The sequence below is a fragment of the Leptospira noumeaensis genome (assembly GCF_004770765.1).
GTDB lineage: Bacteria > Spirochaetota > Leptospiria > Leptospirales > Leptospiraceae > Leptospira_A > Leptospira_A noumeaensis.
In genome coordinates, this window is sequence record NZ_RQFK01000033.1 from 205,971 (window position 1) to 232,401 (window position 26,431).

22 protein-coding genes are annotated in these 26,431 nt (G+C 34.5%); 5 read left to right on the top strand and 17 right to left on the bottom strand.

Features of this window, described 5'->3' with window-relative positions:
- Window positions 1–7 precede the first annotated feature (7 nt).
- Window positions 8–1,558, top strand: a complete 1,551-nt coding sequence (locus EHQ24_RS17820) for a phosphatase domain-containing protein (protein ID WP_425270101.1) — start codon at window positions 8–10, stop codon at window positions 1,556–1,558.
- Window positions 1,559–1,645: 87 nt separating this feature from the next.
- Here EHQ24_RS17820 and EHQ24_RS17825 read toward each other — a convergent pair whose 3' ends face one another.
- Window positions 1,646–2,653, bottom strand: a complete 1,008-nt coding sequence (locus EHQ24_RS17825) for a glycosyltransferase family 2 protein (protein WP_135602940.1) — start codon at window positions 2,651–2,653, stop codon at window positions 1,646–1,648.
- Between the two features lie 130 nt (window positions 2,654–2,783).
- A complete protein-coding gene (locus tag EHQ24_RS17830; protein WP_135602941.1) occupies window positions 2,784–4,319 on the bottom strand; it encodes a hypothetical protein in 1,536 nt (511 codons plus the stop codon).
- A gap of 152 nt (window positions 4,320–4,471) precedes the next feature.
- Between EHQ24_RS17830 and EHQ24_RS17835 the strand changes: the two genes are divergently transcribed.
- Both EHQ24_RS17835 and EHQ24_RS17840 read left to right on the top strand, forming a co-directional pair.
- The gene (locus EHQ24_RS17835; protein WP_135602942.1) at window positions 4,472–6,031 is read left to right on the top strand and encodes a hypothetical protein; all 1,560 of its coding nucleotides are present in this window, start codon (window positions 4,472–4,474) and stop codon (window positions 6,029–6,031) included.
- 149 nt (window positions 6,032–6,180) lie between these two features.
- Entirely contained in the window at window positions 6,181–7,632 is a 1,452-nt protein-coding gene (locus EHQ24_RS17840; RefSeq protein WP_135602943.1) for a hypothetical protein, read from the top strand.
- Between the two features lie 12 nt (window positions 7,633–7,644).
- Here the strand turns inward: EHQ24_RS17840 and EHQ24_RS17845 are convergent, their stop codons facing one another.
- From EHQ24_RS17845 to rfbC, 10 genes are all read right to left on the bottom strand, one after another.
- Window positions 7,645–9,246: an LA_3751/LA_3752 family putative glycosyltransferase gene (locus tag EHQ24_RS17845; RefSeq protein WP_244310501.1), complete on the bottom strand. Its 1,602-nt coding sequence runs from the start codon at window positions 9,244–9,246 to the stop codon at window positions 7,645–7,647.
- Window positions 9,247–9,257: 11 nt separating this feature from the next.
- Window positions 9,258–10,787, bottom strand: a complete 1,530-nt coding sequence (locus EHQ24_RS17850) for an LA_3751/LA_3752 family putative glycosyltransferase (protein WP_135602945.1) — start codon at window positions 10,785–10,787, stop codon at window positions 9,258–9,260.
- Window position 10,788: 1 nt separating this feature from the next.
- Window positions 10,789–11,931, bottom strand: coding sequence for a glycosyltransferase family 2 protein (locus EHQ24_RS17855; protein ID WP_135602946.1), 1,143 nt, complete (start codon window positions 11,929–11,931; stop codon window positions 10,789–10,791).
- Window positions 11,928–13,670 carry an O-antigen ligase family protein gene (locus EHQ24_RS17860; RefSeq protein WP_167483097.1) on the bottom strand — a complete coding sequence of 581 codons (1,743 nt, stop codon included), beginning with the start codon at window positions 13,668–13,670 and terminating at the stop codon, window positions 11,928–11,930. Before EHQ24_RS17860 ends, EHQ24_RS17855 begins: the two co-directional genes overlap by 4 nt.
- A 202-nt stretch (window positions 13,671–13,872) precedes the next feature.
- The gene (locus tag EHQ24_RS17865; RefSeq protein ID WP_208725857.1) at window positions 13,873–14,628 is read right to left on the bottom strand and encodes a glycosyltransferase family 2 protein; all 756 of its coding nucleotides are present in this window, start codon (window positions 14,626–14,628) and stop codon (window positions 13,873–13,875) included.
- A 112-nt stretch (window positions 14,629–14,740) separates the two neighbouring features.
- Window positions 14,741–15,502, bottom strand: coding sequence for a glycosyltransferase family 2 protein (locus EHQ24_RS17870; protein WP_135602949.1), 762 nt, complete (start codon window positions 15,500–15,502; stop codon window positions 14,741–14,743).
- Between the two features lie 122 nt (window positions 15,503–15,624).
- Window positions 15,625–16,479 (bottom strand): dTDP-4-dehydrorhamnose reductase, encoded by an 855-nt coding sequence (gene rfbD, locus EHQ24_RS17875; RefSeq protein ID WP_135602950.1) that lies wholly within the window; start codon window positions 16,477–16,479, stop codon window positions 15,625–15,627.
- A gap of 27 nt (window positions 16,480–16,506) precedes the next feature.
- Entirely contained in the window at window positions 16,507–17,385 is an 879-nt protein-coding gene (rfbA, locus tag EHQ24_RS17880) for a glucose-1-phosphate thymidylyltransferase RfbA (RefSeq protein ID WP_135602951.1), read from the bottom strand.
- Complete coding sequence (gene rfbB / locus EHQ24_RS17885) at window positions 17,382–18,443, bottom strand: dTDP-glucose 4,6-dehydratase (RefSeq protein WP_135602952.1); 1,062 nt, start codon at window positions 18,441–18,443, stop codon at window positions 17,382–17,384. The genes rfbA and rfbB overlap by 4 nt, the downstream gene beginning before the upstream one ends.
- 88 nt (window positions 18,444–18,531) lie before the next feature.
- A complete protein-coding gene (gene rfbC, locus EHQ24_RS17890; RefSeq protein ID WP_135602953.1) occupies window positions 18,532–19,080 on the bottom strand; it encodes a dTDP-4-dehydrorhamnose 3,5-epimerase in 549 nt (182 codons plus the stop codon).
- 160 nt (window positions 19,081–19,240) lie between these two features.
- Here rfbC and EHQ24_RS17895 point away from each other — a divergent pair, with 160 nt between their 5' ends.
- Complete coding sequence (locus tag EHQ24_RS17895; protein WP_135602954.1) at window positions 19,241–19,978, top strand: glycosyltransferase family 2 protein; 738 nt, start codon at window positions 19,241–19,243, stop codon at window positions 19,976–19,978.
- Here EHQ24_RS17895 and glf read toward each other — a convergent pair.
- The gene (gene glf, locus EHQ24_RS17900) at window positions 19,970–21,112 is read right to left on the bottom strand and encodes a UDP-galactopyranose mutase (RefSeq protein ID WP_135602955.1); all 1,143 of its coding nucleotides are present in this window, start codon (window positions 21,110–21,112) and stop codon (window positions 19,970–19,972) included. The genes EHQ24_RS17895 and glf overlap by 9 nt on opposite strands.
- 135 nt (window positions 21,113–21,247) lie before the next feature.
- Here glf and EHQ24_RS17905 point away from each other — a divergent pair, with 135 nt between their 5' ends.
- Window positions 21,248–22,177 carry a rhamnan synthesis F family protein gene (locus EHQ24_RS17905; protein WP_167483098.1) on the top strand — a complete coding sequence of 310 codons (930 nt, stop codon included), beginning with the start codon at window positions 21,248–21,250 and terminating at the stop codon, window positions 22,175–22,177.
- Between the two features lie 11 nt (window positions 22,178–22,188).
- On the opposite strand, the gene EHQ24_RS17910 is transcribed toward EHQ24_RS17905, so the two are convergent.
- From EHQ24_RS17910 to EHQ24_RS17925, 4 genes are all read right to left on the bottom strand, one after another.
- A complete protein-coding gene (locus EHQ24_RS17910) occupies window positions 22,189–22,536 on the bottom strand; it encodes a hypothetical protein (RefSeq protein WP_135602957.1) in 348 nt (115 codons plus the stop codon).
- 997 nt (window positions 22,537–23,533) lie between these two features.
- On the bottom strand, window positions 23,534–24,289 hold the full coding sequence (locus tag EHQ24_RS17915) for a glycosyltransferase family 2 protein (protein WP_135602958.1): 756 nt from the start codon (window positions 24,287–24,289) through the stop codon (window positions 23,534–23,536).
- An 89-nt stretch (window positions 24,290–24,378) separates the two neighbouring features.
- Entirely contained in the window at window positions 24,379–25,197 is an 819-nt protein-coding gene (locus EHQ24_RS17920) for a hypothetical protein (protein WP_135602959.1), read from the bottom strand.
- 286 nt (window positions 25,198–25,483) lie between these two features.
- Window positions 25,484–26,431, bottom strand: a complete 948-nt coding sequence (locus tag EHQ24_RS17925) for a hypothetical protein (protein ID WP_135602960.1) — start codon at window positions 26,429–26,431, stop codon at window positions 25,484–25,486.

The following is a 26,431-nucleotide window of genomic DNA, read 5'->3' on the forward strand; positions in this document are numbered from 1 at the left end:
TAAGGGCATAAATTCTATGTCCCAAGAACCAAATACCACACAACCAATCATTACCGATATCAAAAGAATTGCTGTCTGCGGAGGATCTTTAGGAAGAGAGAGGCGCTCGTATGTCCGAGGCCAAGTGGTGGATGTGGGGATTACCGATCTGATGAAGGCAGAGGGCCTTTGGGATCTAATGACTGGACTTTTTATTGGGGAAGAAACAAAAATCACACCCTTTCTAGATTTTTCTTTGGCTCCCGTCAGAAAACCAGTATTAAAATTAGAAGTGTATGATGCGAGTGGTGGAAAAATTTACACCTCAGGCAAAATCAAAGCGGATGAAGATGGTTTTTTTTCCTGCGAAATCCGAGACAAACTCCCCGTTGGGTTCCATGACTTTCAAGTCATACTCGAAGGCCTGGATAGTTTTCGACAATATTCCAAAGACTTGGCCCATTTAAATGCCACAGAAGATTCTATTTTGGGAAAAACAACAATTGTTGGAAAAGGAAAACTCCGGATCCTTGCCGAAGACTACAAAGGAATGGTGGTGACTTCGGATATTGACCAAACATATTTGGCTACAGACATCCACTCTGGAAAAGGAAAGTTTACTGCTGTCTTTGAGACACCTAACCAAAAACAGGCGCTGCCCGGTATGCCGGAACTGTACAGAGAACTTCGTGGTTCATTGTCGAATGCTCCTTTGGCATTTATCTCAGCCAGTCCCCATTTTTTTCGTCGCACCATGCTTGCCACCATTGCCAAAGATGGAATCCAGATTGAATCTTTGCATTTAAAATATTTAGAAGGAACGATCAAAGGTGTCTTTGATAAAGTGCTTGGGACAATTTTTAACCCTATCGAATTTTTACAAAATGGATTTAAACCCGCATGGTCTCGAACGAAAAAGTTCTTAGGAGCTTCTTACCAGAGTTTATTTGACCAAATGTCTTACAAACTCTCCATCCTACTCTATGACCGCATTTACCTTCCCAAAGATGCAAAAGAAATCCTACTCGGTGACAATACAGAATCCGATTATATGATCTTTACTCTTTACCAAGTCATTTGTATGGGTAAACTCACCGGAGACGAATTAGAAGAATATTTATACAAACTAAACTTTCTTGGTCGGGATGCCATCACAAGAGATGCGGCTAAAAAAATTAGACTCCTAGCCGAAGAAATTCATAGAATCCATGGAACCTCTAACCCGGTTTCCTTAAGTCTCATCAACAAAACAAACCATGGACCAAGTGAAGCCGATATGCGTGAAAAAGTAAAGGATGCCTTACCTGCGGGAATGTATGAGAACCTTTTTGCCAAGGAACAAGCGTTTTATGGAACAGAGGGAGCTTTGGGAATGGGGATCATTTTAGAATCGGAAGGATACTTAACGATCGAACAGATTTTAGCTGTGGTGGCGGGAATGATTGGGAAGGTGCTTGAGGGGAAACTTGTGGATGAGGGTTTTTTGCTGAAGTTAATGGACGAATTGACCATCCCTAAATCAGCAGAGGGAACTAGGCAAAAACTAAAAGAAGGTTTAATTTCTGCCTTTAGGTCTTAAATCAAAAATACCAATGATCGGATCGTAAAAGACAAACGTTCTGATAAAAATTAAATTATGGTGAAATGAGAAAAGAAACAAAGGGTTTTATCTTTTCGGTTTGGCCGAAGATTTCTCTGTGCGGATACCTTCGGTGAACTCGACTACATAAAGAGGTCGGCCTTTGGACTCTTCAAAAATACGGGCTACATATTCTCCCAAAATCCCAATCGAAATCAGAATGGATCCACCGATCAAACAAATCAAAGTGACGATGGTGGCCCAACCAGGATTATAAACTATCGGCATTTGCAAAATAAAATGTTGGAAGGCTCGGAAGAGCGCATACACCCCTACTGCAAAACCAATCACTGCTACCACAATCCCAAGCCCTAAACTAAAACGGAGTGGCAAAGGAGAAAAAGAAACCGCGGCATTCATTGCCAATTTTAACATCTTCTGTAACGGGTATTTGGTTTCACCCGCCACTCTCGGATCCCGATTGTAGTAAACGGGAGTTTGCGGAAATCCAATCCATGCATTCATCCCGCGAAGGAATCTGTGATTTTCACGAAGGCCATTCAATGCATCCAAACATCTTCTAGAAATCAGGCGAAAATCTCCCGAATCCAAAGGAAGGTCTTTATGAACTAAAATTTTCATCAAACGATAAAAAGCCCAAGCAGTTACTTTTTTAAAAAATGATTCACCGGAACGAGCTAGTCTCTGCCCGTAAACAACATCATACCCTTCTTCGTATTTTTTTAACATTTCCAGAATGATTTCAGGAGGGTCTTGCAGGTCGGCATCCATCACAACCACAGCATCACCGCGTGCATGATCCATACCTGCAGTGACAGCAATTTGGTGACCAAAATTTCTAGCTAAGGATATAACACGAACACTCGCATCTTCTTTTGCCCATTGCATCAAACCAACGATAGTCAAATCAGAACTTCCATCATTCACCAGTATGATTTCTGTTTTGACTTGAAACTTTGGGATGGTATCTCTTAACTTTTTTTTTAAAATGTTTAAAACTTCTTCCTCGTTATAACAAGGAATGATTAGGGAGAGAAGATTTGGTTTTTTTCTGGGGACAAGATAATGATGCATATTTAAGATATGTTGATTCTTTAAAAGAAATTACGTACTAAAGAGAAAATAAAAGAAAACCTGCCTTTAAGACCACTACAATTTGCTTCTGAAATCATTTTTCAGAAGCAAAAACTCTGATTTGAAACGGTTAATTCTTTTGGATCTTTACGGAAGAATTTAGATATCGAATTTGATTTTCTTCCCGAACTAAAACAGGAGTCGACTCATCCTTTGTTTCAAACTGGATGAAAGTGGATGTTTTTAAATCTTCTGGACTACAGTGGTAGGTGCGAGGAACGAGAAATAACCAAGGATCCGTAAAACAAACTTTTTTACCTTCCCTGTTTAACGTGGACGCCACACCGAGAACCAAATTGCCTTGAGAAAAATCCTTTGGATTGGAATCCCAATGCAAAACAAAACGATCATCCAAATCATGAATGGCATTTGTCCATTCCTTCACAGATAAATTTCTATCTTTTGCCGGTTCTTTCCCATACAAAAAAACACTAAAACTGATGAGTAAAACAAACCAAACAAGCTGTTTTGGTTTCCATTCCACATCCATTTGTTTCTGGAAAAATACCATCAAAACAAGAAAAATCTGAATCGCAATTACCGAATCAAAATGCCAGTAAAGGTGAGGCACAATTGGCCCTTTCATCCGAAACAGGGTAAGTAAAATGACAACAGTGTATACAAAACTAAAATTACGAAGTCGTAGTCCGAAGTCGTTCAAACCAGTTGGTTTCCAAAATGGTAAAAGAATGATGATCCCATAAAAAAAACCAGCGTATGGTAAAGGAAAAATAGAATCCAACATCGTTTTTAAAAACGAAAACACCTCTACGGGTTTTTTGTTCCCACCACCTTTCAGTAAGTATCTCAAAACACTGCTGATATTGCCGGGAAAATTCTGAAAAAAATCAATGAGGACTGGAAGCCAAACAAGGAACAATACCAGAACAGAAACAAGGATTGGAAACTTTAATTCCTTCACATTCCATTGGTATTTCTTTCTTTCCTTAAAAAGGTAATAGAAAACAAAAAGGAATCCAGTTCCAAAAGGAACTGCACCCATAATGTTTATCTGAAATAAAAAAGATCCGGTGAATAAAAAAACAGGTAAATACCACCACTTTCTTTCGGATAAGTTAGCTACAGAATATATAAAAACTAGAAAAGGACAAATCATCACGAATGGCGTCCAAGTCTCAAACAGAAACCCAAACCCTAAACTCTTCCATACAAAAAAACTAGAAATCCATAAGAAAACCGCAGCCCAAGGAGATTTAAAAATTTTTGTCAGTTGGTAAAATACAAAACCAATACAAAAACAGTTTAATAAATAGGTGAAAAAAACATAACGGGCATAAGCGGAATCAAAAAAGAAAAACAGTTTTTCAGCGAAAGCCAAAAAGTAAAAATATACAGGGCCAGGATGGTTGAACTGAAACCTTGAGTATGGGCCATAAGCAATCCTTCCACTTAGGATTTCCATAATTTGAAAATCGTTAGCTGCTAAGTCCGTTACGAAATAATACTCACCCAAAAAGTTGGATAAATTCACAAAAAAATAGAGAAGAACAAAAGTGAGAAAAAAAACCAACACTTGGGTCTCTGGTTTTTTCAAAATCAAAACTTTAGTTTTGGTAAAGGAATCTTTCAGATCTGTAATATTCATTTCTCGACATACTCCATAACAGGTATAAAAACTGTGTATTAAAAATTTAAGTTGGGTATTTTTTGTTCCAGATAAGTTCTGAAAAAATCTAACACCTGTTTAAAAAAGATAGCAAAAAGGATGATTCAATACAAAACTGGGAAAAATTTTCTATGCCTAATTCGTTTTCCTTCGCAAAAAAAAGACCATTCTTATACGTACCCGCAGTCCTCTTTTTAATGTTAATTTCCATTTTTTATTTGTATACGGGGAGCTTTTTTATCTCTCCCAAATTAGCCCGATTTACCACCTTGGGTTTGTTAATTTTTTATACATTTACAAAAAAAGGGAACACCTTACTGAAATTTGTTTCCCTTTTTCTTTTTTATCTATCCTTTACGAACCCTGTCCCTTCATCGGATTTGATCCCTTCTCGGTTTTTCCCACTTTGGTTAGATCCTTCCACAAATTTTAACTTTAGTATGTTATTAAATCAGGGTTCTACCACACTCCTCAGTCAAAACGATTTAGCTTCACTCCAAGGGCAAATGAAAAACCTTCCACATCCAAGACAGGATGGCTTTTTAGTTTTACCTTATTACTTAGTCCCAGGAAACATGGAAATTTTACCGACCTATCCCTGGACTCCTGGTTTTTTTAACTTTTTGATTTATAAAACCTTTTCACTTTTCTATCCAGTAGTTCCGGAAATAAATTACGAAAACCTTAATTCGGTCTATTTTGTTTTACAAGCAATTTACCGATTGGAAAATTTTAGTGCCGCTCTCCTGGCCACTGTAACATCATTTCTGCTTTATTTGGTTCTTTGCCTAAAGCCATTTTCAAATTCAAAAGCCATATCCTTTTCGTATGTATTGATTTATTCTTTATGTACATCCCATTTTTCAAATTCGTCACAAGGCCTATGGCAACATACAATCATTGAATTTATACTTGGTTTTATTCTATATTTGGTTTTTATTGAAAACAATCACCATCTTCGATTTTTGCTTATTGGTTTTTCTGCAGCAGTATTAATTTATTCCCGACCGAGTTCAATTTTTCTATTAACCTTTCCCCTGACAGTGCTAATCACAAAATTCAAAAAATTTAAATGGTCTTTGCTCTCGGCGTTGATTTCTTTTTCGGTCACACTTTTGTTTTTCTGTTTGTTGAATGATGCCTACTACCAACATTTTTTGGGTGGATATTCATTGCACAAGATCGCCTATTCTTATGTTGGACACTCTGATTTATTCTCTAAACCTTTTTTGGAAGGGCTTGTTGGTCTGACCTTTAGTCCAGGATTCGGATATTATTTTTTTTCTCCATATTTACTTTTGCCGTTTTTCCACTTTTTCAAAGTTACGAATAAAGTTTTGTTCCTTTCCCTTCTTTTACCCGAAGTGTTATTTCTTTTGTTTTATGCTAAATATATATATTGGGAAGGAGGCCATTCCTATGGTGCTAGATTTTTAACAGATATTAATCTCTATTCCATGTTAATTTTTTCTATGGTTCCATTGACCATTTGGAGGAATCGCCCTTATCAAATTGTGACTTTAGTTTTTCTTATTTTTTCCTTTTATGTCCAATATTTTGGTGCAAACGAAAAAGAAATGGTTTCACTCTGGAACAATTGTTATTATGAAAGTAATTTCAAAAGATCGATGGATTTCGAAAACTTACCCTTTCACCCCAACGTCAACAACACAAACTGCTCTCAACGATGATTTTAAATAAAACTACGATATAGTTCGATAGCCAGCCGAGGGAAAGATACGTAAGAATCTTTTTTAAATTATGAAAAAGAAAAATACAAAGATTCGAAATTCAGTAGACTTATGATAAGATTCAAAAATATCTATTCATAGGATTATAAGTGAAATCTGAAATTGTAAAATTACTCCGATCTTATTTTGTCTTTGTAACAAATTTTTTTGAGAATCGGGAACTAAAAATACCACAGGTTCTTAGTTTAGGGATTTTCCTTGGGCTTCTAGGATATGCATTTAGGCATTTTACTTTTACTGTTTCTGTTTTAGATTGGGACGAAATTACCTACTTTATCATTGGCAAAGGAATACTGCTCGGAAAAGTTCCTTATTTAGATCTTTGGGATATCAAACCTATAGGTATTTATCTGATCCACGCCATTTCCCTGTTAGTTTTACCTTACGATACGGAGGTCTTACGGTGGACTTCTTTTCTCCATCTCCTCGGTCTAGCGATGATAGTTTCCACTTTTGTGAAAAATCAAACTTGGATCCAAAGGTTATTCTGTGGAACCTTGGTATTGTATTTTTTTTCTAGATTATCTTCCGGTTTGTCTGCCAATTCCGAAATTTACTTTTTATTTTACGAATGGCTTGGCATTTCCTTATTCTTTCGACAAAATTCAAAAGCCATTTCCTTTTTCTTTTTAGGTTTTGCCTTTCTAATCAAATATATAATTTTTTTCGATGTTGTGTTCCTAGGAATGTATGCACTTTGGAAAAGATCCAAATCCACTTCCCTTTTCCAAGTCTGTTTAGAAATGAGCACCTTCATCATTCCTATTGGTACAAGTGTTTTAGTTTATTATTTCCTGGGTCATACCCAAGAATTTTTTGATGCTCTTCTAACCGTATCCTCCAAACACCAACCAAATGAAACTATTGGATTTCCGTTTGGAGTTTTACTCCGGCTTTTTTGGCCCCTACTTTTCCTTGGTTTTCTTACCTTACTTTCTGATCGAAAATTCTCTTCCTATAAAATCGCTCTCGTTGCGTTAACACTCACAGCTCTTCTTGGAGCAAGTTATACGGGTTATTATTTCCAACACTATTTCTTGGCACTAATACCACCACTGGCAATTCTAGCAACACCTGCAAGAAAAGTATCATGGCAGCTATCGCTTTTTGCTTTGATTTTGGTTTTTTACTCTTGGAACTCGATTAGCACCCGGTGGAAAAAAGATCTTTCACACATTCCCGATCATAGTAGAATCATTGCTGATCAGATAAAAAAATTGGGAGAAGGAACTGTATTTGTAGCCAGCGGAGTACACGCCACTTATATCTTTTTGAACCAACTCAGTCCAACAGAATATGTACAACCTGTGAACTATATTGATCCGCTATTTTCCAAAAACTTTGCGGTTGATATTTCTAAGGTTATTTCCGAAGTAAAAAACGTGAATTACATTCAGTGGTGTAATGATACTGCTTTAGAAACGGCAGACAAAGACGAATCACTTAATCAAGATTTCATTCTACCGCTTCAAGTTTTTGTAAAAGAAAGTTTTAAAAACAAAACTACACCCTTAAAAGGTTGTGACCTCTACTACAGGTAAACTCAGATAATTTTACTTTTTTGTCCAAAGCATCAATCTAAAACCGGCAATTTCCTCATCTGAAACCTTTTGGTAATAATTTGAACTTATTTCATACTTAGTATCGATCCATTGATCGTAGAATTCTTCTGTCACATTATCATCTTTAGGTGGTCTAAAATTATAAAAGAAAACCTGGAACTTTTTTACTCCAGATTTCATAAATTTTGTTTCTAAAATATTAAACTCAGTTTGTTGGTTTGCAATCCAATGAGGCTTTTTTAAAAAAGAATCAGAAATCAATAATAAATCAAATACACTTAAATGAACAACTGGTGAGTCAGGTTGTTCATTTAATTTTGCCTGAAAAATTTCATGGTATTTTTTTACAAAGTCTATCGTTTTAAAATTTCTTCTTACATGATAGAAACCCAACCCAATTTGCAGAAGGATTAAAAGAATAACCATTTGTCGTTCTTTTTGATCAAATACAGTAGAAAGTAAGGAGATAACAAATATAGAAAATAGTAAATACGAGAATTCGGTAAATCGTAAACCTAAATACAAACCACCCGAAGAATACGGGCTAAGTATAACAACCGTTACAAATGATATTAGAGTTACTGTGATAATCAATTTCTGAAGCTGCGATAATTTCAATTTAAAACATGAATAAACTATCAAAATCAAAATAGGAAAACAGTAGAATAAAAACCCAATTCGGTCTGTATTTCCGAAAAAGAACTCTTGGATTAAATGAAATCGATGATTTAAATCCAATCTTGAAAAATCGGTAAAACTAACTTTACTTCTAACGCCTAAAACTGCTTGAAACTCGGTAAAATTATAGTACCCAAACAATCCGAAAGCCAAAATAAATCCGGCTATTAACGGCATATACTTAACTAACGAAACAAAAAACTGATTTCGGTTACGATAAAGAACAATTAAACCAAGAATCCCAATAAACATTAGTGATTCGGAACGGAGAAATATCGAGATACCACCGCAAAATCCAAATAGTAACTGAAATGGTAAAGACACTTTCTGATTGTTTTCTAGTCGAAACACCACAAAGAAAAAGGCTAATAGCAGTAATTGCGCAGGGATACTTTCAGAAAATTCAATGGCACTCGAAATGCCATACCCTACCAGAAACAAAAGCCCTGTTAAAGCTAAATAGTTTGTTTCCTTAATTTCGAAAAGAGATCGAACACTGAGTACAACAAAAAAACATAAGATTATATATAAAATAAGGATGATTCCATTAAAAAAGCGATATGGTATCGGCAACAAAGAAAATGTTTGAGCAAAAAAACTTGGATACTGAAAAACACAATGTTTGATACCGAAGTCATCTGTTGTAAAAACTGTCCATGGATATCGGAAAGGATAAAATCTATAGTTTTCATCAAAATCCTGATACTTTGCAAAACATTGATGGGAATGAATCCCTCTATCTTTGTATTCAATAGTTTGATAAAGTTTGATCTGAGAATCAGATTGTATTAAGGGACTGGTTCCACTATCCCAAACAACCCTTTTATAAACCAAATTACCAATAAATATAACCAATAATAAAAGAAGAAAATTTCCACTGATGAATACTTGCTGAACTTTGTTTAACCAATACATAAGGGTCTTCATTACTTCTTTTCTAAAAGAAACCCTTTGAAATGTGCCAAGGTAAATTCAGATTGAATTTTATATTTCACAGGTTTTAACTTAAAATTGATATCAAACTTTTCCTTCCAAATCGCAGTAGGAAATTCGGCATTTACCAATTGATTTCCTTCCCACTCTAAGTACAGAATTCGATTATCTTTGTTCTGTAACTGATTCTCTACTTTCAACCAATCTTCATTGGAATATACCGCAAGCTGAGGGTATTTAACGTAACTATAACCGACTAAATAAGAGATGGAAAGACCACGTTGAACGATTAGATCTGGTTTGAGATTATCAATCTGCTCCATTACTTGATGGTATAATTTTGCCGAAGACGACCATTGTTTGATCGCCCTTGTATCCGACTTATATGAAAAATATACCAAAGGCAAAAAAAGAAGATAAACAGGGATTTTAAACTGCCTTTTCCCAAAAGAGAGAAAAGTTCCGACCATTAAAAGATAAACACCACTTTCAAAATATCGCATCCCAAAAATATCAACACCCGCGCGGTAAGGAGAAATAATAGGCAACAAAAGAATGAATATGGTTCCAGAAATAAGAAATGGAAATATTGGTGATTTCCTTTCCCACCATAACGAAAGAGTTGCCAAAATTAAGATTGGATAACCTTTAAAAATTCCGATCTTAAACTCATTACCCCAGAGATCGGCAATCCATTCCCGACCGAGATCCCTCTGTAAATTTCCCGACTCCATATCTGTGACGGTGTTCAAACCTCTCATACCAAGGAAATGTCCATATACATCGTGGTTCCAGAGAAAGAACAATATTTGTAATCCCATACATAATAAAATATAAGGAATTAATCTTTTAAATAAACTGACTTTGTTCTCAGATATTAAAAAAGAAATTCCTAAAAATAAAATGAGGGCAATGGATGACTCTGGACGCAGTTGAAAATTAAAAACAATGGCAACAGCCAAAAGCAAACCATATCGAAATTCACTTTTATCCTGAAATTCAAGAAAAGAAAGAATGGCTGCTAAAAGGAAAAAATTCGTTAACGTGAGTTCAGAATAATCCAACGAAGAAAGAAATATTGGTGTTAAACATTGAATGAATAGAACAGAAAGAAGAACGAAATTCCCCCTTTTCTCATATTGATTTAAGATTCGATCCAACAGAAAAAAATTTAACAAAAAGAAAAGTATCGGAATATAAGTGATCCATTTAATTGAGACAACGAGTAAAATTAACTTCTGAATCCAAGTAAACAAAACTGGATATTGAAAAACACAATTCCCATTTTTTAGAAAGAAAGCCCAAGGATATCCGAATGGAATCATTGATACTTCAAATCCTAGTTCCTTTGCAGGGAAATAACACTCCTCTGCGGAACCACCTGCTAGACTATTTAATACTTGGTAGTATTTGATTTCAGGATCGCTAGAGATAAAAACAGAATGATCGTTCCATTTCCATCGATAAAAAAATGGAATCAGGATAATAAGAAAATAAATACAAAATCTTTTGGGAAAACCCATTTTAGTCTCGTTTAATGATATGTGCTGTAACGGCTTGTAACCCAAAGATCAGCAAAGTTAAACTTAAGTTAGTCGCTACAATGAATTCACGTTCAAAATTAATAAAAACGAAGCCCGATTTTTGCCACTGAATGAAAATCCATACAATCGCTAAAGCAATGATGCCCAAACCACTCAGGAGTACAAAGAAAAGTCTGTCTTCTTCCATTGATAAAATAAACTGATATATCGAACTTACTTTGGCTTGTTTTGTTGCGATGAGTAGCCCTGTCCCCCAAAGTGTAAGACCAAGAACAGAAAGAAAAGAAAACAATAACATAGAATGTAATCCGTAGAAATTGACTCCAAATACAGAGATCACTTTCCCTACAAAAACCGATATTAGAAGCTGAGACCAGGCCAGAACAAAAATAACAATTCCCGTTCGTTCAAATAAATGCGAACCATAAAACAAAATTCGGAGTAAGTGTCTCATACCATCACGCCAAGTGCGTAAATGAGGAATCCTGCCCACCTTATCTGGATATAACGAGACAGGAACGTGATACATAAGAGAATCATGAATCAAAGCTTTGATTAAAAGTTCAGAAGCAAATTCCATCCCTTTACTTTTTACATTCCATCGCAGGTAACTTTCTTTTTTAAAACAACGAAAACCAGAATTTGAATCCCGAATTTTTGTTTTTTTGGCATAAAGCAAATTGATGATCCAATTAATAACTGGAGTCCCTAAATACCGGTGCAAAAAAGGCATTGCTCCTTTGTGGATCGTTCCATCCAAACGAGATCCAATCACCATATCGGAATCAGTCTCAATTAACTTTTTGATAAGAGCTGGCGATTCTAAAAAATCGTAAGTATCATCTGCATCGGCAAAAACAATAATCTCACCTTTTGCATTTCGTATTCCGGTATCAAGAGCAGAACCATAACCTTTTTCCTTGGCAGAAACAACGCGAGCTCCAAACTTTTTTGCAATCGAAACTGATTTGTCCGTACTACCGTTGTCTGAAACCAAAATTTCTATTTCATACAGACTGTTATAATCTTTCCGAATGGTAACAAGTTTTTCCAAAACAAAAGGAAGAGTTTTTTCCTCGTTTAAACAAGGAATTACAAATGTGACTGATTTCTTTTTTTTCATAAAAAGTCCCGAGTATAGATTCCAAATGGATCTTTTGCTGATAGTAGATAACGACTCAGAGTCATTGCGTTATCCATATTCTTTTGTTTTAAAACATAGGTCATTAGGTTTGCCGCACAGAGTTCCTGACGAGGCATGGTCTGAAAACATTGCACGAGTAAACTGGGTTCCAACTCAGTGTCTTTTGCTAAAGCAAGTTCAAGAAAAAAATATCTTGCACCTAGAAATTGAATTTTCCAATTTTTTAAAAGACTTACATTCTTGTTCTCAATCTTTTTTACCAAACTATTGTTCTTGGGTTGAAATTCATAAAAAGTAGAAAGTTGTACGTCTTTGTGGTATTTGAAAATTGATTGTTCTACAAACCCGAAACGTAAAGAGAATGAGATAAGTAGTAAAAAAGAAAAAACTAAAAAAGTTTTAGAAAATATAGGTTTGATTGGTTTCGTTTGACGATTTTCATTTTTATTGATTCTAGTGACACCAACAAGCACCATCCCCCAGAAAAAGACATTTGCCACTTCTAAACTGCTGAAGTCCATAAATTCATGAACTAACCAGACAATCAGTATAAAGAACAAAAGCCTATCTTTAGCAGAATACTCAGAATAACCTTTCACGAAACGATACAAATAGATGAAAAGAAAATAAAAAAAGAATAAAAGTCCAACAATGCCTACAGAACTTAATATCTGAAAATACAAATTATGAGCCAAAGGGAAGGTATGAAAATGAATGATATAGTCTTGTACAAAACGGAAATCAGCTAAAGACAAATATCTAATATCTAAAAATGGAATGATTTTCTCAGGATTAAATCCAAGGCCAAACAAAGGTGCGTTCGCAATTGTTGAAAAGAAATGAAGTCTCCATATAGAAAATCGGATTCCAATGGTTCCTAGATCAAATAAAGTTTTTTCGGAATAGAGCAAAAATATTAGATAAAACACAATCACTGGAACAGCAAGTATGGATAGAAACTTTCTTACTGAACTTGATCTTTGGCTCCAGATGATAATAAAAGCAAGTAAACCCACTGACAAAATAGAAATCCTTGAAACGGAAATCATTAGCAAAAGAGAGGCAAAGATTAAAACTGCAAAGTAGAATAAATTTTTAAAACGATTTTCGGATCTGATGGAATAAACAGCAAGACCCAAGACTAAAAAGGAATTTGATCCTATTAGGCTCACCGGAATTAGGAATAAGTCTTCACGATAGTTACTAATTCTAAAATTCGGCTCCAAAAACATCTTCACAGCCAAAATAATAGCGTTAATCAAAAATACCAACAGAAGACCATCAACGATGATTTGTTTCATCGACTCTTTCCAAGTTCGAGCAAAAGAAACAAAAATCATCACTTCGAAAAGTAACAAAATTCTGATTAACGCAAAGTCATCATACCAGTCCTTGATGATCCAATAAATAAAAGCGGCGGTCGATAAAAGCAGAAGCCAAGTGAAATTTTCACTAATGGAATCCTGGTATCGGATCACCAGGGCAAGTGCAAATCCAATGGGAACCACTGGATAACTCATAAAATTGGAAGTAACAAAACAAGGTAGGACTGCTAATATACTACCGAAAGTTAGAAATTCTTTTTCTGAAGATTTTGCATGATAATAGAGCAGAACAACAGCCCAAAAAAACATGGTTAGTTTAATTGTTAATTTTTCTGGCAATAATTGAATGGGATCATACTCTGCTAATTTAAAAAAAACAAAGTTTGATAACAAGATAACAAATAGTAGGTGAAAGAAAGAACGAAAGGAATATTTTCTTTTCCGTAAATTCCAAAAGAAATAGATAAGGAAAAGAAAAACGCCTAAACCTATCGCATCGTTTCTAAAAAACTTTTGGTTCGTTTCTCCAAAAAAAAGACTTAAAAAACCTATAAAGAATAAAAAGTCAAAAAGGAGAAAAGGTAATCTCTGCATCTTAAAGCCAATTGGCAGTTTTTGGAATGTATTTGTCGGGCATCGACTTATGAAAGAAATTTTTCTTTGATACGATAAGATTGAAGTAAAGTATATGGCGAAGTGCCGCAACTCCATCTTTCCAAGTAATTTTTTTGCCTTCTAAATAATTTCTTGGATAATAAGAAATAGGAAATTCTTGAACGCGGATTTTAAGACGAGCGAGCTTTGCAGTAATCTCAGGTTCAAATCCAAATCTTTTTGATTCCAAATTGATGTTTTGAACAATTTCCGCTTTGAAGGCCTTGTAACAAGTTTCCATATCGGTTAAATAAAGACCGCTCAAAAAATTAGAAAGGATGGTAAGGATTCGATTGATCAGGTAGTGGAAAGTACGGTGAACCTGACGACCATCCTTTTTAAAGCGAGAACCGAACACAACGTCCGCTTTTCCCTTCGCAAGGGGTTCAATTAACATAGGAATTTCGTCCATGTCGTATTCAAAATCAGCATCCTGAACGATAATGATATTTCCCGTTGCTTCCGCGATCCCTCTATGGAGAGCGGCACCCTTCCCCTGATTTTTTTCCTGAATCAAGATTTTATGTTCCGATCGGAAGCGGAATGTTTTTAGAATTTCTAAAGAGTTATCACGAGAAGCATCGTCGATAAAAACTAGCTCCTTTTTAGTGGACAACTCAAGGGAATCAACCTTGGCTAAAAACTCCTCCAAATGTGAGGATTCATTATAAATTGGGATGATTAAAGAAGTCTTAATTGATTTCTCTGAACTTAACTGATTACGTCTAGCGACCATAGTTACTATCTAGAAATTACAATGATAAGTGAAAGTCAAGCGGTAAAAACGAATCTACAGAATCAAACTTTGGTTACTTATTTCTATACTTGCGAAGGCCTAAAAACCCATGAACCAATGTTAAAATGAAAGCATAAAAAGTAGATATTTTTTCACGATTTTTTAACATTCGGAAGTGTGCTAACATCACTTTTTTCTTGTTAGATGTAGCAGCCCCTCTTCGAACACGATAACGAGCCAAAATCTCAGAATTGGCGTAAGCTTTTTTTCCGTCTCTTAAAATATCAAGCCAAAGTGCATAGTCGTCTCTCAAACTTTTTAAACCTGGGTCAAAGAACTTCTTTCCTACACTAGGAACATGGTAAATCGCTGTGAGTAACCCGACCCGATTGTAATGCAGTAGATCACGATATGAATACTCTTTTGATTTTACGAGAAATGGTTCACAAAATTCAGAACCGTTTTCATCCACAATTCGGTAAGAGGCAAAAGAAAAAGGAGAATGATTTTTTTCCATAAAGGGAATCATCGTCTCCAAAAAATTTGGTTCCCATAAATCATCAGCATCCAAAAAGGCAATGAACTCACCGTTAGCCAATTTGATTCCTGTATTACGAGTGTCAGCAGAACCCGAGTTATTTTCTTTGGGAATAAATTGAATTCTAGAGTCCGAAGCAGCTATTTTTTTTGCCAAGATTGCAGTCTCATCCTTGGAACAATCATCCACAAGAAGAAGCTCCCAATCTTTAAAATTTTGGTTGGTGAGTGAATGAACAGATTCCTCAAGATAAGAAACCGCATTGTAAGCGGGCATAATGACAGATACTTTAGGCATAAAATTGACTACATTTTAAAGGAACTGGTAAATTTTAAAGACAAATTAAACAAAATCGAAAATGAAATATAAGGATAAATTAACAAACAATTAGGTCAGAGAGCAAACATAATCCCAATTTTCTACTGCTTAACTTCTTTCACTAACTCTAGTAGTCTCTGTTTCCAGTGTACATTCTGAAAATCAAAATTTTCTCGAAATTTCTTTTTACTTAAAACACTATAAGAAGGACGTTTTGCATCTGTAGGATAATCTTCAGTGGCAATGGGAATCACCTTACAAGAATAACCCAAGGTTTCGACGATCTCATTGGCAAAGTCAAACCAACTTGCCACACCTTCGTTAGAAAAATGATAGATCCCAGAGTGTTTTGTCTTGGTAGCTAAAAAACAAACACGAGCTAAATCACCTGCCCAAGTAGGGGTACCAATTTGGTCATCAATGACTCGAAGGTTTTCTCTTTCTTTTGCTAACTTCGCAATTGTATTAAAAAAATTTTTTCCAAACTTTGAATAGACCCAGGAAGTCCGAATGATGATAGAATCTGGATTTTCTTCTAAAACCTGATCTTCTCCATCAGACTTTGTTTTGCCATAAACAGAAATGGGATTTTTGGAATCTGTTTCCTTGTAGGGGCGATTATGGTTCCCATCAAAAACAAAATCCGTTGATATATGAATGAACTTTGCTCCTAGAGATTTAGCATGAGCAGCTAATGATTTGGCACCATTTAAATTCACTAATTCCGCGTTTTTTTCATCTTTCTCTGCTAAATCAACCGCTGTATATGCTGCTGCATTGATGATTGCAAAATAATCTTTAGATTTAGAAAAAAAGTCTTTAACACTATTCTCAGAGGATAAGTCCAAGACAGAACGATCCACAAATTCGAAATTAAAGTTCTTTTCTTTCTCAGACAACAAACGAAGTTCAGATCCCAATTGCCCATTGGATCCAGTAACAAGAATTTTTTTCATATTTAGCTAAACTAATTTCTTAACCAATCAGTAGATTGTTTCATTTAAAATTCGAATCAAATATTGACCATATCCATTTTTCTTTAATGGTTCGGCCAATTTCTCTAATTCCGATTTGGAAATATAACCTTTGCGATAGGCAATTTCTTCAGGGCAAGCAATCTTTAAACCCTGGCGCCTTTCCACAGTTTCTACAAATGTAGAAGCCTCCAAAAGTGACTCATGGGTTCCTGTATCGAGCCACGCATACCCTCTTCCCATAAGCTGAACATCTAAAATTCCCTTTTCCAAATAAATCTTATTTAGATCTGTAATTTCAAGTTCGCCTCTTTTTGAAGGTTTTACCTGTTTTGCATATTCAACAACTTTAGAATCATAAAAATACAGACCAGTAACCGCATAATTACTTTTAGGTTTTAATGGTTTTTCTTCAATGGAAACGGCACGTCGTTCGTTATCAAATTCAACGACACCATATCTTTCTGGATCATTGACATGATAAGCAAAAACTGTAGCGCCATTTTTTTTATTAACAGCAGCATTCAATTGTTCTTCCATTCCATGTCCAAAAAAGATATTATCTCCAAGGATGAGAGCCGCAGGTTCTCCCCCATTCAGAAATTTTTCTCCAATCAGAAAGGCTTGCGCTAATCCATCAGGGGAAGGTTGTATTTCGAATGTAAGCGAAATACCCCACTGAGAACCATCACCTAACATTTCTTTAAAAAGAGGTGTTGATTCTGGAGTCGAAATGATTAAAATTTCCTTAATTCCCGCTAACATAAGGGTACTTAATGGATAATAAATCATAGGTTTATCGTAAATCGGCAGTAATTGTTTGCTGACGACCTTTGTTACTGGGTAAAGTCGAGTTCCTGAGCCGCCTGCTAAAATGATTCCCTTCATTTTGAATTCAATTCCTTATATTGAAATTCATAATATTTGTTATAATCGCCAGATAGAATTTCTTCCCACCAAGGTTTGTTTTCTAAAAACCAATCCACTGTTTGTTCAATGGCTTCATCAAATTGGTATTTCGGTTTCCAACCCAATTCCGTTTCAATTTTTGCGGGATCAATAGCATAACGAAAATCATGACCAGGACGGTCTTTAACAAATTGAACTAACTTTTTATGAGGAGCCCCGTTTGGATTTTTTTTGTCCATTAGTTCACAAATTCTATGAACAATTTCCAAATTATTTTTTTCATTCCGTGTTCCAATATTATAAGTTTCACCAAATTTGCCCTCTCTCATAACCAAATCAATAGCAAGACAATGGTCTTTCACAAACAACCAATCTCGAATATTTTCTCCGGTTCCATAAACAGGAAGTGGTTTGCCTTGTAGACAATTTAGAATCATAAGCGGGATTAATTTTTCCGGGAAATGAAAAGGTCCATAATTATTAGAACAGTTAGTGGTGATGACAGGTAATCCATAAGTATGAAAGTATGCCCGCACCAAATGATCGGATCCGGCCTTTGAAGCCGAATAAGGTGAATTTGGCGAGTAAGGTGTCGTTTCAGTAAATGCTCCATCTGCACTTAAGGAACCAAAAACTTCATCCGTGGAAACATGAAGAAATACCTTTAGCTCTTTTTTTGCATGAAGAGTTCTAGCAAACTCTAACATATAAAAACTACCCATGACATTTGTTTTGATAAATTCTTCTGGCCCGAGAATGGATCTGTCAACATGCGATTCAGCTGCAAAATGGGCGATTTCTGTTATAGCAACATTTTGTAACTTTGCAAATACCTCTGTTTTATCAGTGATGTCTAACTTGATAAAATTAAATCGGGGATCATTTTTCCATTTTTCTAAATTCTTTAAATTTCCCGCATACGTTAACTTATCGACAACGGTGATAGAGACATCTTCAGAAGATTCTAAAATCGTATGAACAAAATTTGAACCAATAAAACCTGCACCACCGGTGACCAAAATTTTTCTTTGTTTCATGTTTAAAACTATCTATATCCTTTAACTTGGAATTTCGAAAATAATGGAGAATTGAAATTTATGTAATTTCTAATAAAAAATGAATTAATCAAAACGGACTGACAAAGTCTTTTAAGAAAGGAAGAATCTTATCCTTAGCGGACAAAATGCACGCTTCTGTGCTTATACCCCAATCGATTCCAAGAGCAGGATCATTAAATAAAATTCCCCCCTCAGACTCCTTAGAATATTCATTCGTAACTTTATATAAAAATTCAGTATTGTCTTCCAAAACGAGAAACCCATGAGCAAATCCAGAAGGAACCCAAAAAATCTCATGTTTTTTTTCTGTCAAAATGACTGATACGTGTTGCCCATAAGTTTTTGAATTTTTCCTTATATCAACGGCCACATCCAAAACAGATCCTTTGACCACCCGAACCAACTTACCCTGATCCATTGGAGGTGCTTGGTAATGAAGACCTCTCAATACATTTTTATTGGATTTAGAATGGTTATCTTGACTGAAGAGACTCGGAATTCCTAAAGAAGCATATTCTGATGCCTTAAAAGATTCCAAAAAAAAGCCCCTATCGTCTCCATGAACCGTCGGAAAAATAAGAACAGGTCCCGAAATGGAAAATTCTTTCGTTTTCATATATTTTTAAATGAATGGTATGTCCTTGTCAAACTCTGGGAACAAGGTCTTTTCCTTAGAAAGGGTTGTCAATAGAAGAAATAAAGAGCATTATGAACCTTTACTTTTAGTTTATTTTGTATTCAGATAAGGAAACTGAAATACACTGGAAGTAACATCTATGAAACCAAAAATTTCAGTATGTATGGCTACATATAACGGTGAGAAATACATTGCCGAACAATTAAACTCAATCCTCAAACAACTATCAGAAAATGATGAGGTCGTCATATCCGACGATTCCTCAACAGACGATACGGTCAAAATATTAAAAAGTTACGCAGCCAAAGATCAAAGAATCCAACTTTTTTTATACCAAACCTTTAGAGATCCGATTCAAAATTTTCAAAATGCTCTAAAAAAATCTACTGGAGATTATATTTATCTTTCTGACCAAGACGACGTGTGGTTAGATAATAAAGTAAATACGATTAATACAATCTTAGAATCCTACGATTTGGTTTTACATGATTCTATCGTGACTGATGAAAATTTGAATACTACTGCGCCTTCTTTTTTTAAGATATTTGGCTCTAAAAAAGGCATTCTCAAAAACGTAATCAAAAGTTCTTATTACGGATCTTGTATGGCTTTCCGTCGAAAGATTCTAGAAGACGCCCTTCCCTTTCCGAAAACCAAAGAGATTGGACAAGACTTATGGCTCGGACTCGTAGCCGAGTTAACTGGAAAAGTGATCTTGATTGAAACTCCATATATCTACTACCGTAGGCACCAAAACACCTTTACCCTAAGGGGACTCGGCGGAACCAAACGGAACATCTTCCAAATCATCAGAGGCAGACTTGTGATGTTTTATGAAATAATCAAATTTAGTTTAAGAAAAATCGGATTATTTTAGTTTTTCACGGATACCGTTTTCAAAAAGTGTCAATGCGGCATCAATGGTTTCATGCATATCAAAGTATTTGTAATCACCCAACCTTCCACTGATATAAACATTTTCTAATGCATCCGCTTCTTTGCGATATACCTTTACCAAATCAGTGTTTCTCTTATCATTGATCGGATAATATGGATTTGATCCATCATCCAATGAAGAAAATTCTTTAATGGTAAGAGTTGTATTTCCATAAGTTCTTTCTGGATGGAGATGTCTTGGCTCATGGATTCTAGTAAAGGGAACGGTCTCCTCCGCATAATTCATAACGGATGTTCCCTGAAAGTCATCATAAGGATGGGATTCTTTTTCAAACCGAAGGGTTCGGTATTCTAGTTTACCAAACTTGTAATCAAAATATTGGTCAATTGGACCACTATAAATCAAAATTGTATCTTTCGGAATTTGATCCTTGATATCAAAAAAATTAGTATTCAACACAGTTGTGATGAGCGGATTAGAAAGCATTCGTTCAAAAATTTTCCCATAACCATCTTTGGGAATTCCTTGCCAGCGACTATAATAGTAACTCTCGTTATAGTTTTTACGAATAGGCAATCTATTTAAAATAAACTCAGGTAATTCCTTTGGATCTTTATTCCATTGTTTTTTGGTATAACCCTTGATAAAGGCCTCGTATAAAGGACGTCCAATTAAGGAGATTGCCTTTTCCTCAAAGTTGCGTGGAGGATGATCAATACGATCCTTGGCCTTTTCTTTCTCCAAGAAGGGTTCTACCTCAAAGGGTTTTAGATTCAAACCATAGTATTGATTGATTGTCTCCAAATTGATCGGCATTTGGTAGACTTTGTTTTTAAAAGTCGTTAGAACTTGGTGATAATAATTATTAAACTCAGTAAACTTTTGGATATATTCCCAAACCTTTACATTAGAAGTATGAAAGATATGAGTCCCATAAGTATGGAACTCAATCCCTGTTTCCGGATCTACTTCCGAATAACAATTCCCGCCGATATGATTTCGTTTTTCAATTACAAGAACTTCTTTCTTTAATTCAGAAGCAACTCTCTCCGCAATAACCGAACCAAAAAAACCCGACCCAACAACAATGACTGAATATTTTGAATAGTCCATAAAAGTTCTAATAGAACAATAATAAGTTCAGCATCCCCTTTTCAATTTATTTTTCTTAATTTATACAAAACACTTTACATGAGTTTGGTTAGTAGGATTCATTTAAATAGATCCAATGAAAGGATTGAATATCCCATGATAAAGATAGAGAAAAAAAACAATAAAATTCTCATTAAAGAATTCATATTAAAAGTTTTATTCCGAATACATAAGCTTAAATTATTCAAATTTCTTTTTCTAAACCAAAAACCGAAAATACTCAACAATCAAAACTATCGCAAAAAACAACACGACCGTTTGGTATTGTTTTCCACATTTAATCTAAAAGGCGAGGTCACTAAAAATCTAAGACACTATCTAAAAAATCTTTCCGACCTCGGTTCCGACATTGTTTTAGTGGATACCTCCCCTGTTTCTTCTGAAAAGGAGATAGAGTTAATTAGACCCTATTTAAAACACTATATTTGGCGCGAAAACATTGGTTACGATTTCGGTTCATGGAAAACAGGTTTATGGGAAACGGAAGATTGGGAGGATTACAAACAAATTGTAATTACAAATGACAGTATTTATGGACCTCTCCATTCGCTGAAACCGATCTTCGAGAAATTTAAGAAATCCGATTACGATGTTTGGGGGCTCACAGATTCCTATGAATTTGAACACCACATTATGAGTTATTTTCTAGTATTTCAAAACAAAGTGATACACTCAGCATCATTTAAAAAATTCTGGAAGGAACTTAGTTTTTATCCAACTCGTTTCAAAAAACTCCTGATCCTAGAGTATGAAATCGGAGGAACCAAATATTGGATTCAGAATGGGTTTAAAGTAGGATCCCTGATTGAATATCAAAAATTAGACCAAAATATCGACAGTAGCTTTTATATAAATCCAACGCATGTGCATTGGGACACAATAGTCAAAGATCATGGTTTTCCTTTTATAAAAAGAGATCTAGCAAAAACACTGATTGCCAACGGTCTGACGAATGATTTAGAAAACCTTTTGGAAAAAACTAATCAATATTATCATTTAGACAATATTGAGTTAATTTCCAAATAAAAAAGAAAGCTTTAGACTTTAAACGGGATTAATCTTTCTTCAATATTCTCTTTTCCAATTTCGCCGCTTTCATGGTATTCTGCATCTTGATTTACATTCCAAACATCGTAAACAATTCGATCAGTAGCTATGTTTTCCACTGTTAACATAGTTGTCATCATTGTATGATCCTGGTTGTTGTATTTATGCATTCCATTCCTTCCAACCAGATGGAGATTTGTAAATTTACCTTGTATCTCAGCTTTTAATACATTGATATGATTTTGGTAAACATCATCATAAACGGGGTAAGCCTTTTTCTGGCGAACAACAAAACCTTCTTTAATGTCTTGAAGTTTAGTTAATCTAAGTTTAACCACTTCTTTTTTTTGATAAGTTTACGAGCTCTTAGTCAGTAGAAGTCCAAAGCCCATCACCTTCAAAACAGAAATATTCTAAACCATAACAATTATATGCTAGATCTGGGACTATTTCTGGAGACCAACTTTTGAAATAATGTTTTAATCATTTTTGATTTATCTTTAATCTTAGATTTAGGTTTAATTGTATTCCAAATAGCTAAATATAATGACAATCCCTTGATCCTTTGTGCAGCAACCAAATAACCAAAACGTTCTTTGCGGTTACCTAATAATAACCAAATAAACTCAAATAAGTTAGTTGTAAAAAAGGGAGATATGTTTCTGACAAAAACCGAAAATAATCAAAACTCGTCAATAAATGTAAAAAAACCAAACAAAAACAAACTTTAAAAAAAGGCTGACCTGCCTATCACTCAACATCAAAGATACTGAAAAAAATGATAACCTAACTATGGTAAAAATTGTTATAAAACTAGAAAGTACAATTATGAAAATTCCGTTACCTAATGAATTAAGAAGAAGTATCCTTGGTAAAAAAGAAAAAAGAAAAAACAAAGAAAGATAAAGATACAGACCGGGTATGTGATTGCTTGTCACATGCTCGTTTAATTTTCCACCCTTTGCTAGAAAAAAGCATTCTTAATATTCTCACTAGCGTCACTTAAATGAACATACCGCCAATTGGCTAACTCAAATATCCCCAAATCTCCGCCCTTATACTGAAAAAAGATAAGTAAGAAAAAAAATATAGAAACTAACAAAATTTCTACGATGAATCTATAAAATAATTCAAATAATCTCATAAATTAACACAACTTTGTGGGAAATTTTACAAACTTTCCCGGATAAGTATATGTCAACTTGTTTCATTACCAATACAAACACCAAGTTCAATATATACGGTTTAATTTCTGCTAATTGAAGCACCTAACCATCACGAAAAGTGAGAGACGGACTAATGAAACTTTCAACTACAATCTTATTTGATTGTAGTCTATTTTTTAAACCAGGAGATATTCCTTTTGAAATAATTTATTAAGTAGCGATCAAACCTTGGAATATGAAATTTTAATAATAAAAAAGCCAGTTGAAGTGCAGTGATTCTTCCAAAAACAAAATCAATCGCCAATTTTTGTTTATACGACCATGGCGCCGTTGATACACCAGTATTATCATTAATAGAGATGGGTTGGTCAAAATGGAAAACTTTCGTTTTGGGTATGGTCAAGAAAAAAACATAATCTGAAATGATCAGTTTAGGTGTGATGAGATAGTTACCATATAAATTATGTAATTTCCTTTTATAGATCACTGATTGGTGTAGAATTGCACCCTTTTCATAATTTGCAAAACCCGGAAAAAGCGAATTAGGATCTTTTAACAAATTACATGTATACCAGTTCCCGAAAACAAAATCTACCTCTCCCAAATTTTTCAATTTAAAAAACGAAGTCAAAACATTACGATCAGCAAATCGATCCCCTGCATTCAAATAAATAATCCACTCGCCCTTTGCTACCTTTAACCCTTTGTTCATGGCATCGTAAATCCCACGATCAGGCTCACTTACCCAGTAATTAATCCCAGACCTGTTCTTTTTTATGAGTTCCAGTGTGCCATCTGTTGAACCGCCATCAATAACGATATATTCAAACTCTTTAAAACTTTGTTCTCGAACGCTCTTCAGCGTGTATTCAAAAAATTGTTTATTATTTAATACAATTGTGATGATAGATAATTTTGGTGACATACTACTGTTTCCTAAAAAACTTAACGTTAAAAATAAAGGTCGTTATAACTAAAATTATGAAATAATTAATCAGATTTATGGTCATTAGTTCAAGCAGCGAACTCTAATCGTTTTCTAATGATTAATGCTAGTGGCAAAGAGTATAAAGGTAAAAATTCAGTGAAGATACGATATTCATATATATTTGCAGTATATAAATAAATCAATAATACCAACCAACCTACGGGTAACATCCTCCGCAACCGGAACGGTAATTTAGCAAGATTACTTTTAAAAAATAATGGAAATATAAGGAATAAAGGAAAAAACAAAAAAGCAACTCGATAATACGCTTCAAAAAAACTCGGGTTTTGAATTTCGTACATTGCTGAGGTAAAAAAACTTATATTAGATACATATTGATCCTGATACACCAAACCAACTTTATCCATAAATAGATAATGTAGAAATAATTTTGTTCCACTCCAGATAAACATTAAAAAGAAAACTTTGGGAAATAAACTTTTCTTTTCGGTAAATTTCCAATGAACTAAAAAGTAACAAAAAATAAAGATTAAAGACGTTTCTCTATTTAAAGTAGCAAGAAAAATTAAAATACAGAACACAGAATAAGACTGTGTCTGAATCGAATATAACAGCAAAACACAGAACAAAATAGAATATGTATCGTATAAAAAATACAATGGCATATATCTAGGCAAATAAGAAAACCATGGTATCAAGAGAATAAAAAACAAAGTAGAGATAAGGGCAAATTCCTTTGTTCCGTATAACTTCGAATATCGATAATAAAAAACGAATACAAAAAAATATCCGATAAACTCTAAAAAATAAACAATTTCTTCGGCAGTATAATCTGTTTTAGATTTAATAAATTGGCCAACCCAACTTGTTAGTGCTCTAGACACAAAGGGTTTTCCATAATCATGTAATAGAAATTTTTCGTGACCAATAAAATTAAAATTTAATTGGTTGTGTAAGCCCGTAAAAAGAATTGCAATAATGGCGAACGCAAACGTTAACCATAGCCTAAAAAAAAGTTCACCCCAGTTTTTCGGAATTACTGAGGGCAGTATCGTAATTTTTAATCGATTTTGAAATTCAAATTTCAGCATTTTTAAGTTTTTAAATTTATTCTCGGCAATTTTAAACAAATAGCGTAAATGATAAAATTCCTTTTCCCAAAAAGGGAGACTAGTTTTTTAATACCGAACCTATTTTCTCAATAGAATTTGTTTCGAAATTAAAGACAGGTAAATCTGAAATAATTTTAATTTGATTAGAAATCCCCGTAACATATGTAAGCTCCCGCTTTTCATTCCTGGATTCTCTGGCAGGATTTGGCAAATAGACTTCCGATGCAGATCGTTCGCTAAATCTTTCTGCAAAATCATTCCTAATAAAAAATGCATTATTGCAAATGTTATTACATCCAATGAATTTATAACCCTTTTGATTTGCCAAATCGATAAAAGCTGGCAATGAGGCTCCATAGTATAATCCAGAGTAATGTGCATTAAACCTTTGGAATCCAGAATCATAAGGGATCGAAATTTTCTTTTCAGCACCAAACGAATTGTTAATTTCGGTAATCACTAAAACTGGCGACACAGATTCGATTTGTTTCCATACCCAATAGTCGTTTCCATCGATATCTACACTTAATATCCCAATATTTCCCGAAAACCCTTGATCCTTAATTAAGGAATTGATATTATCTTTTGTTATAAAAGCGTTCACTGCTCGCAACGAATTTTGCCAGAAGTAATTTTGTTGTCTGATGTATTCAATATTTGATTTTGAGCCATCAATTACCATTCCCTCCCAATGTCGACTCATCATCAAATAACGTGTATTTGATTCAGAATAATTCTCCACCCCAAACTCGATAAAAGATTTAGGTATTTCAGGAATCCTATTAATGATGTGGTCTATTAAACCATCCTCATCCCATTGTGAAAAAACCTTAAATCCGCTATTCGAAAATGTTCGATTTTCAGAGTTTACATTCAGTCGCGATTGTAACTCACCAAGTGATATATGAAAATTCTCTATTTTTTCGATCAGTTGGTATTGTTTTTCAATTACTTCCCTTAAAAAGGGTCTCATTAACTTCGATATGATCTTTTTAAATAAACGCAT

What these genes read in the sequence shown, in the direction of transcription:
- EHQ24_RS17825 (WP_135602940.1), bottom strand. Translation starts at nt 2,653, where the DNA reads ATGCATCATTATCTTGTCCCCAGAAAAAAACCAAATCTTCTCTCCCTA.
- EHQ24_RS17830 (WP_135602941.1), bottom strand. Translation starts at nt 4,319, where the DNA reads ATGAATATTACAGATCTGAAAGATTCCTTTACCAAAACTAAAGTTTTG.
- EHQ24_RS17835 (WP_135602942.1), top strand. Translation starts at nt 4,472, where the DNA reads ATGCCTAATTCGTTTTCCTTCGCAAAAAAAAGACCATTCTTATACGTA.
- EHQ24_RS17845 (WP_244310501.1), bottom strand. Translation starts at nt 9,246, where the DNA reads ATGTATTGGTTAAACAAAGTTCAGCAAGTATTCATCAGTGGAAATTTT.
- EHQ24_RS17850 (WP_135602945.1), bottom strand. Translation starts at nt 10,787, where the DNA reads ATGGGTTTTCCCAAAAGATTTTGTATTTATTTTCTTATTATCCTGATT.
- EHQ24_RS17855 (WP_135602946.1), bottom strand. Translation starts at nt 11,931, where the DNA reads ATGAAAAAAAAGAAATCAGTCACATTTGTAATTCCTTGTTTAAACGAG.
- EHQ24_RS17870 (WP_135602949.1), bottom strand. Translation starts at nt 15,502, where the DNA reads ATGCCTAAAGTATCTGTCATTATGCCCGCTTACAATGCGGTTTCTTAT.
- rfbD (WP_135602950.1), bottom strand. Translation starts at nt 16,479, where the DNA reads ATGAAAAAAATTCTTGTTACTGGATCCAATGGGCAATTGGGATCTGAA.
- rfbA (WP_135602951.1), bottom strand. Translation starts at nt 17,385, where the DNA reads ATGAAGGGAATCATTTTAGCAGGCGGCTCAGGAACTCGACTTTACCCA.
- rfbB (WP_135602952.1), bottom strand. Translation starts at nt 18,443, where the DNA reads ATGAAACAAAGAAAAATTTTGGTCACCGGTGGTGCAGGTTTTATTGGT.
- rfbC (WP_135602953.1), bottom strand. Translation starts at nt 19,080, where the DNA reads ATGAAAACGAAAGAATTTTCCATTTCGGGACCTGTTCTTATTTTTCCG.
- EHQ24_RS17895 (WP_135602954.1), top strand. Translation starts at nt 19,241, where the DNA reads ATGAAACCAAAAATTTCAGTATGTATGGCTACATATAACGGTGAGAAA.
- glf (WP_135602955.1), bottom strand. Translation starts at nt 21,112, where the DNA reads ATGGACTATTCAAAATATTCAGTCATTGTTGTTGGGTCGGGTTTTTTT.
- EHQ24_RS17905 (WP_167483098.1), top strand. Translation starts at nt 21,248, where the DNA reads ATGATAAAGATAGAGAAAAAAAACAATAAAATTCTCATTAAAGAATTC.
- EHQ24_RS17915 (WP_135602958.1), bottom strand. Translation starts at nt 24,289, where the DNA reads ATGTCACCAAAATTATCTATCATCACAATTGTATTAAATAATAAACAA.
- EHQ24_RS17925 (WP_135602960.1), bottom strand. Translation starts at nt 26,431, where the DNA reads ATGCGTTTATTTAAAAAGATCATATCGAAGTTAATGAGACCCTTTTTA.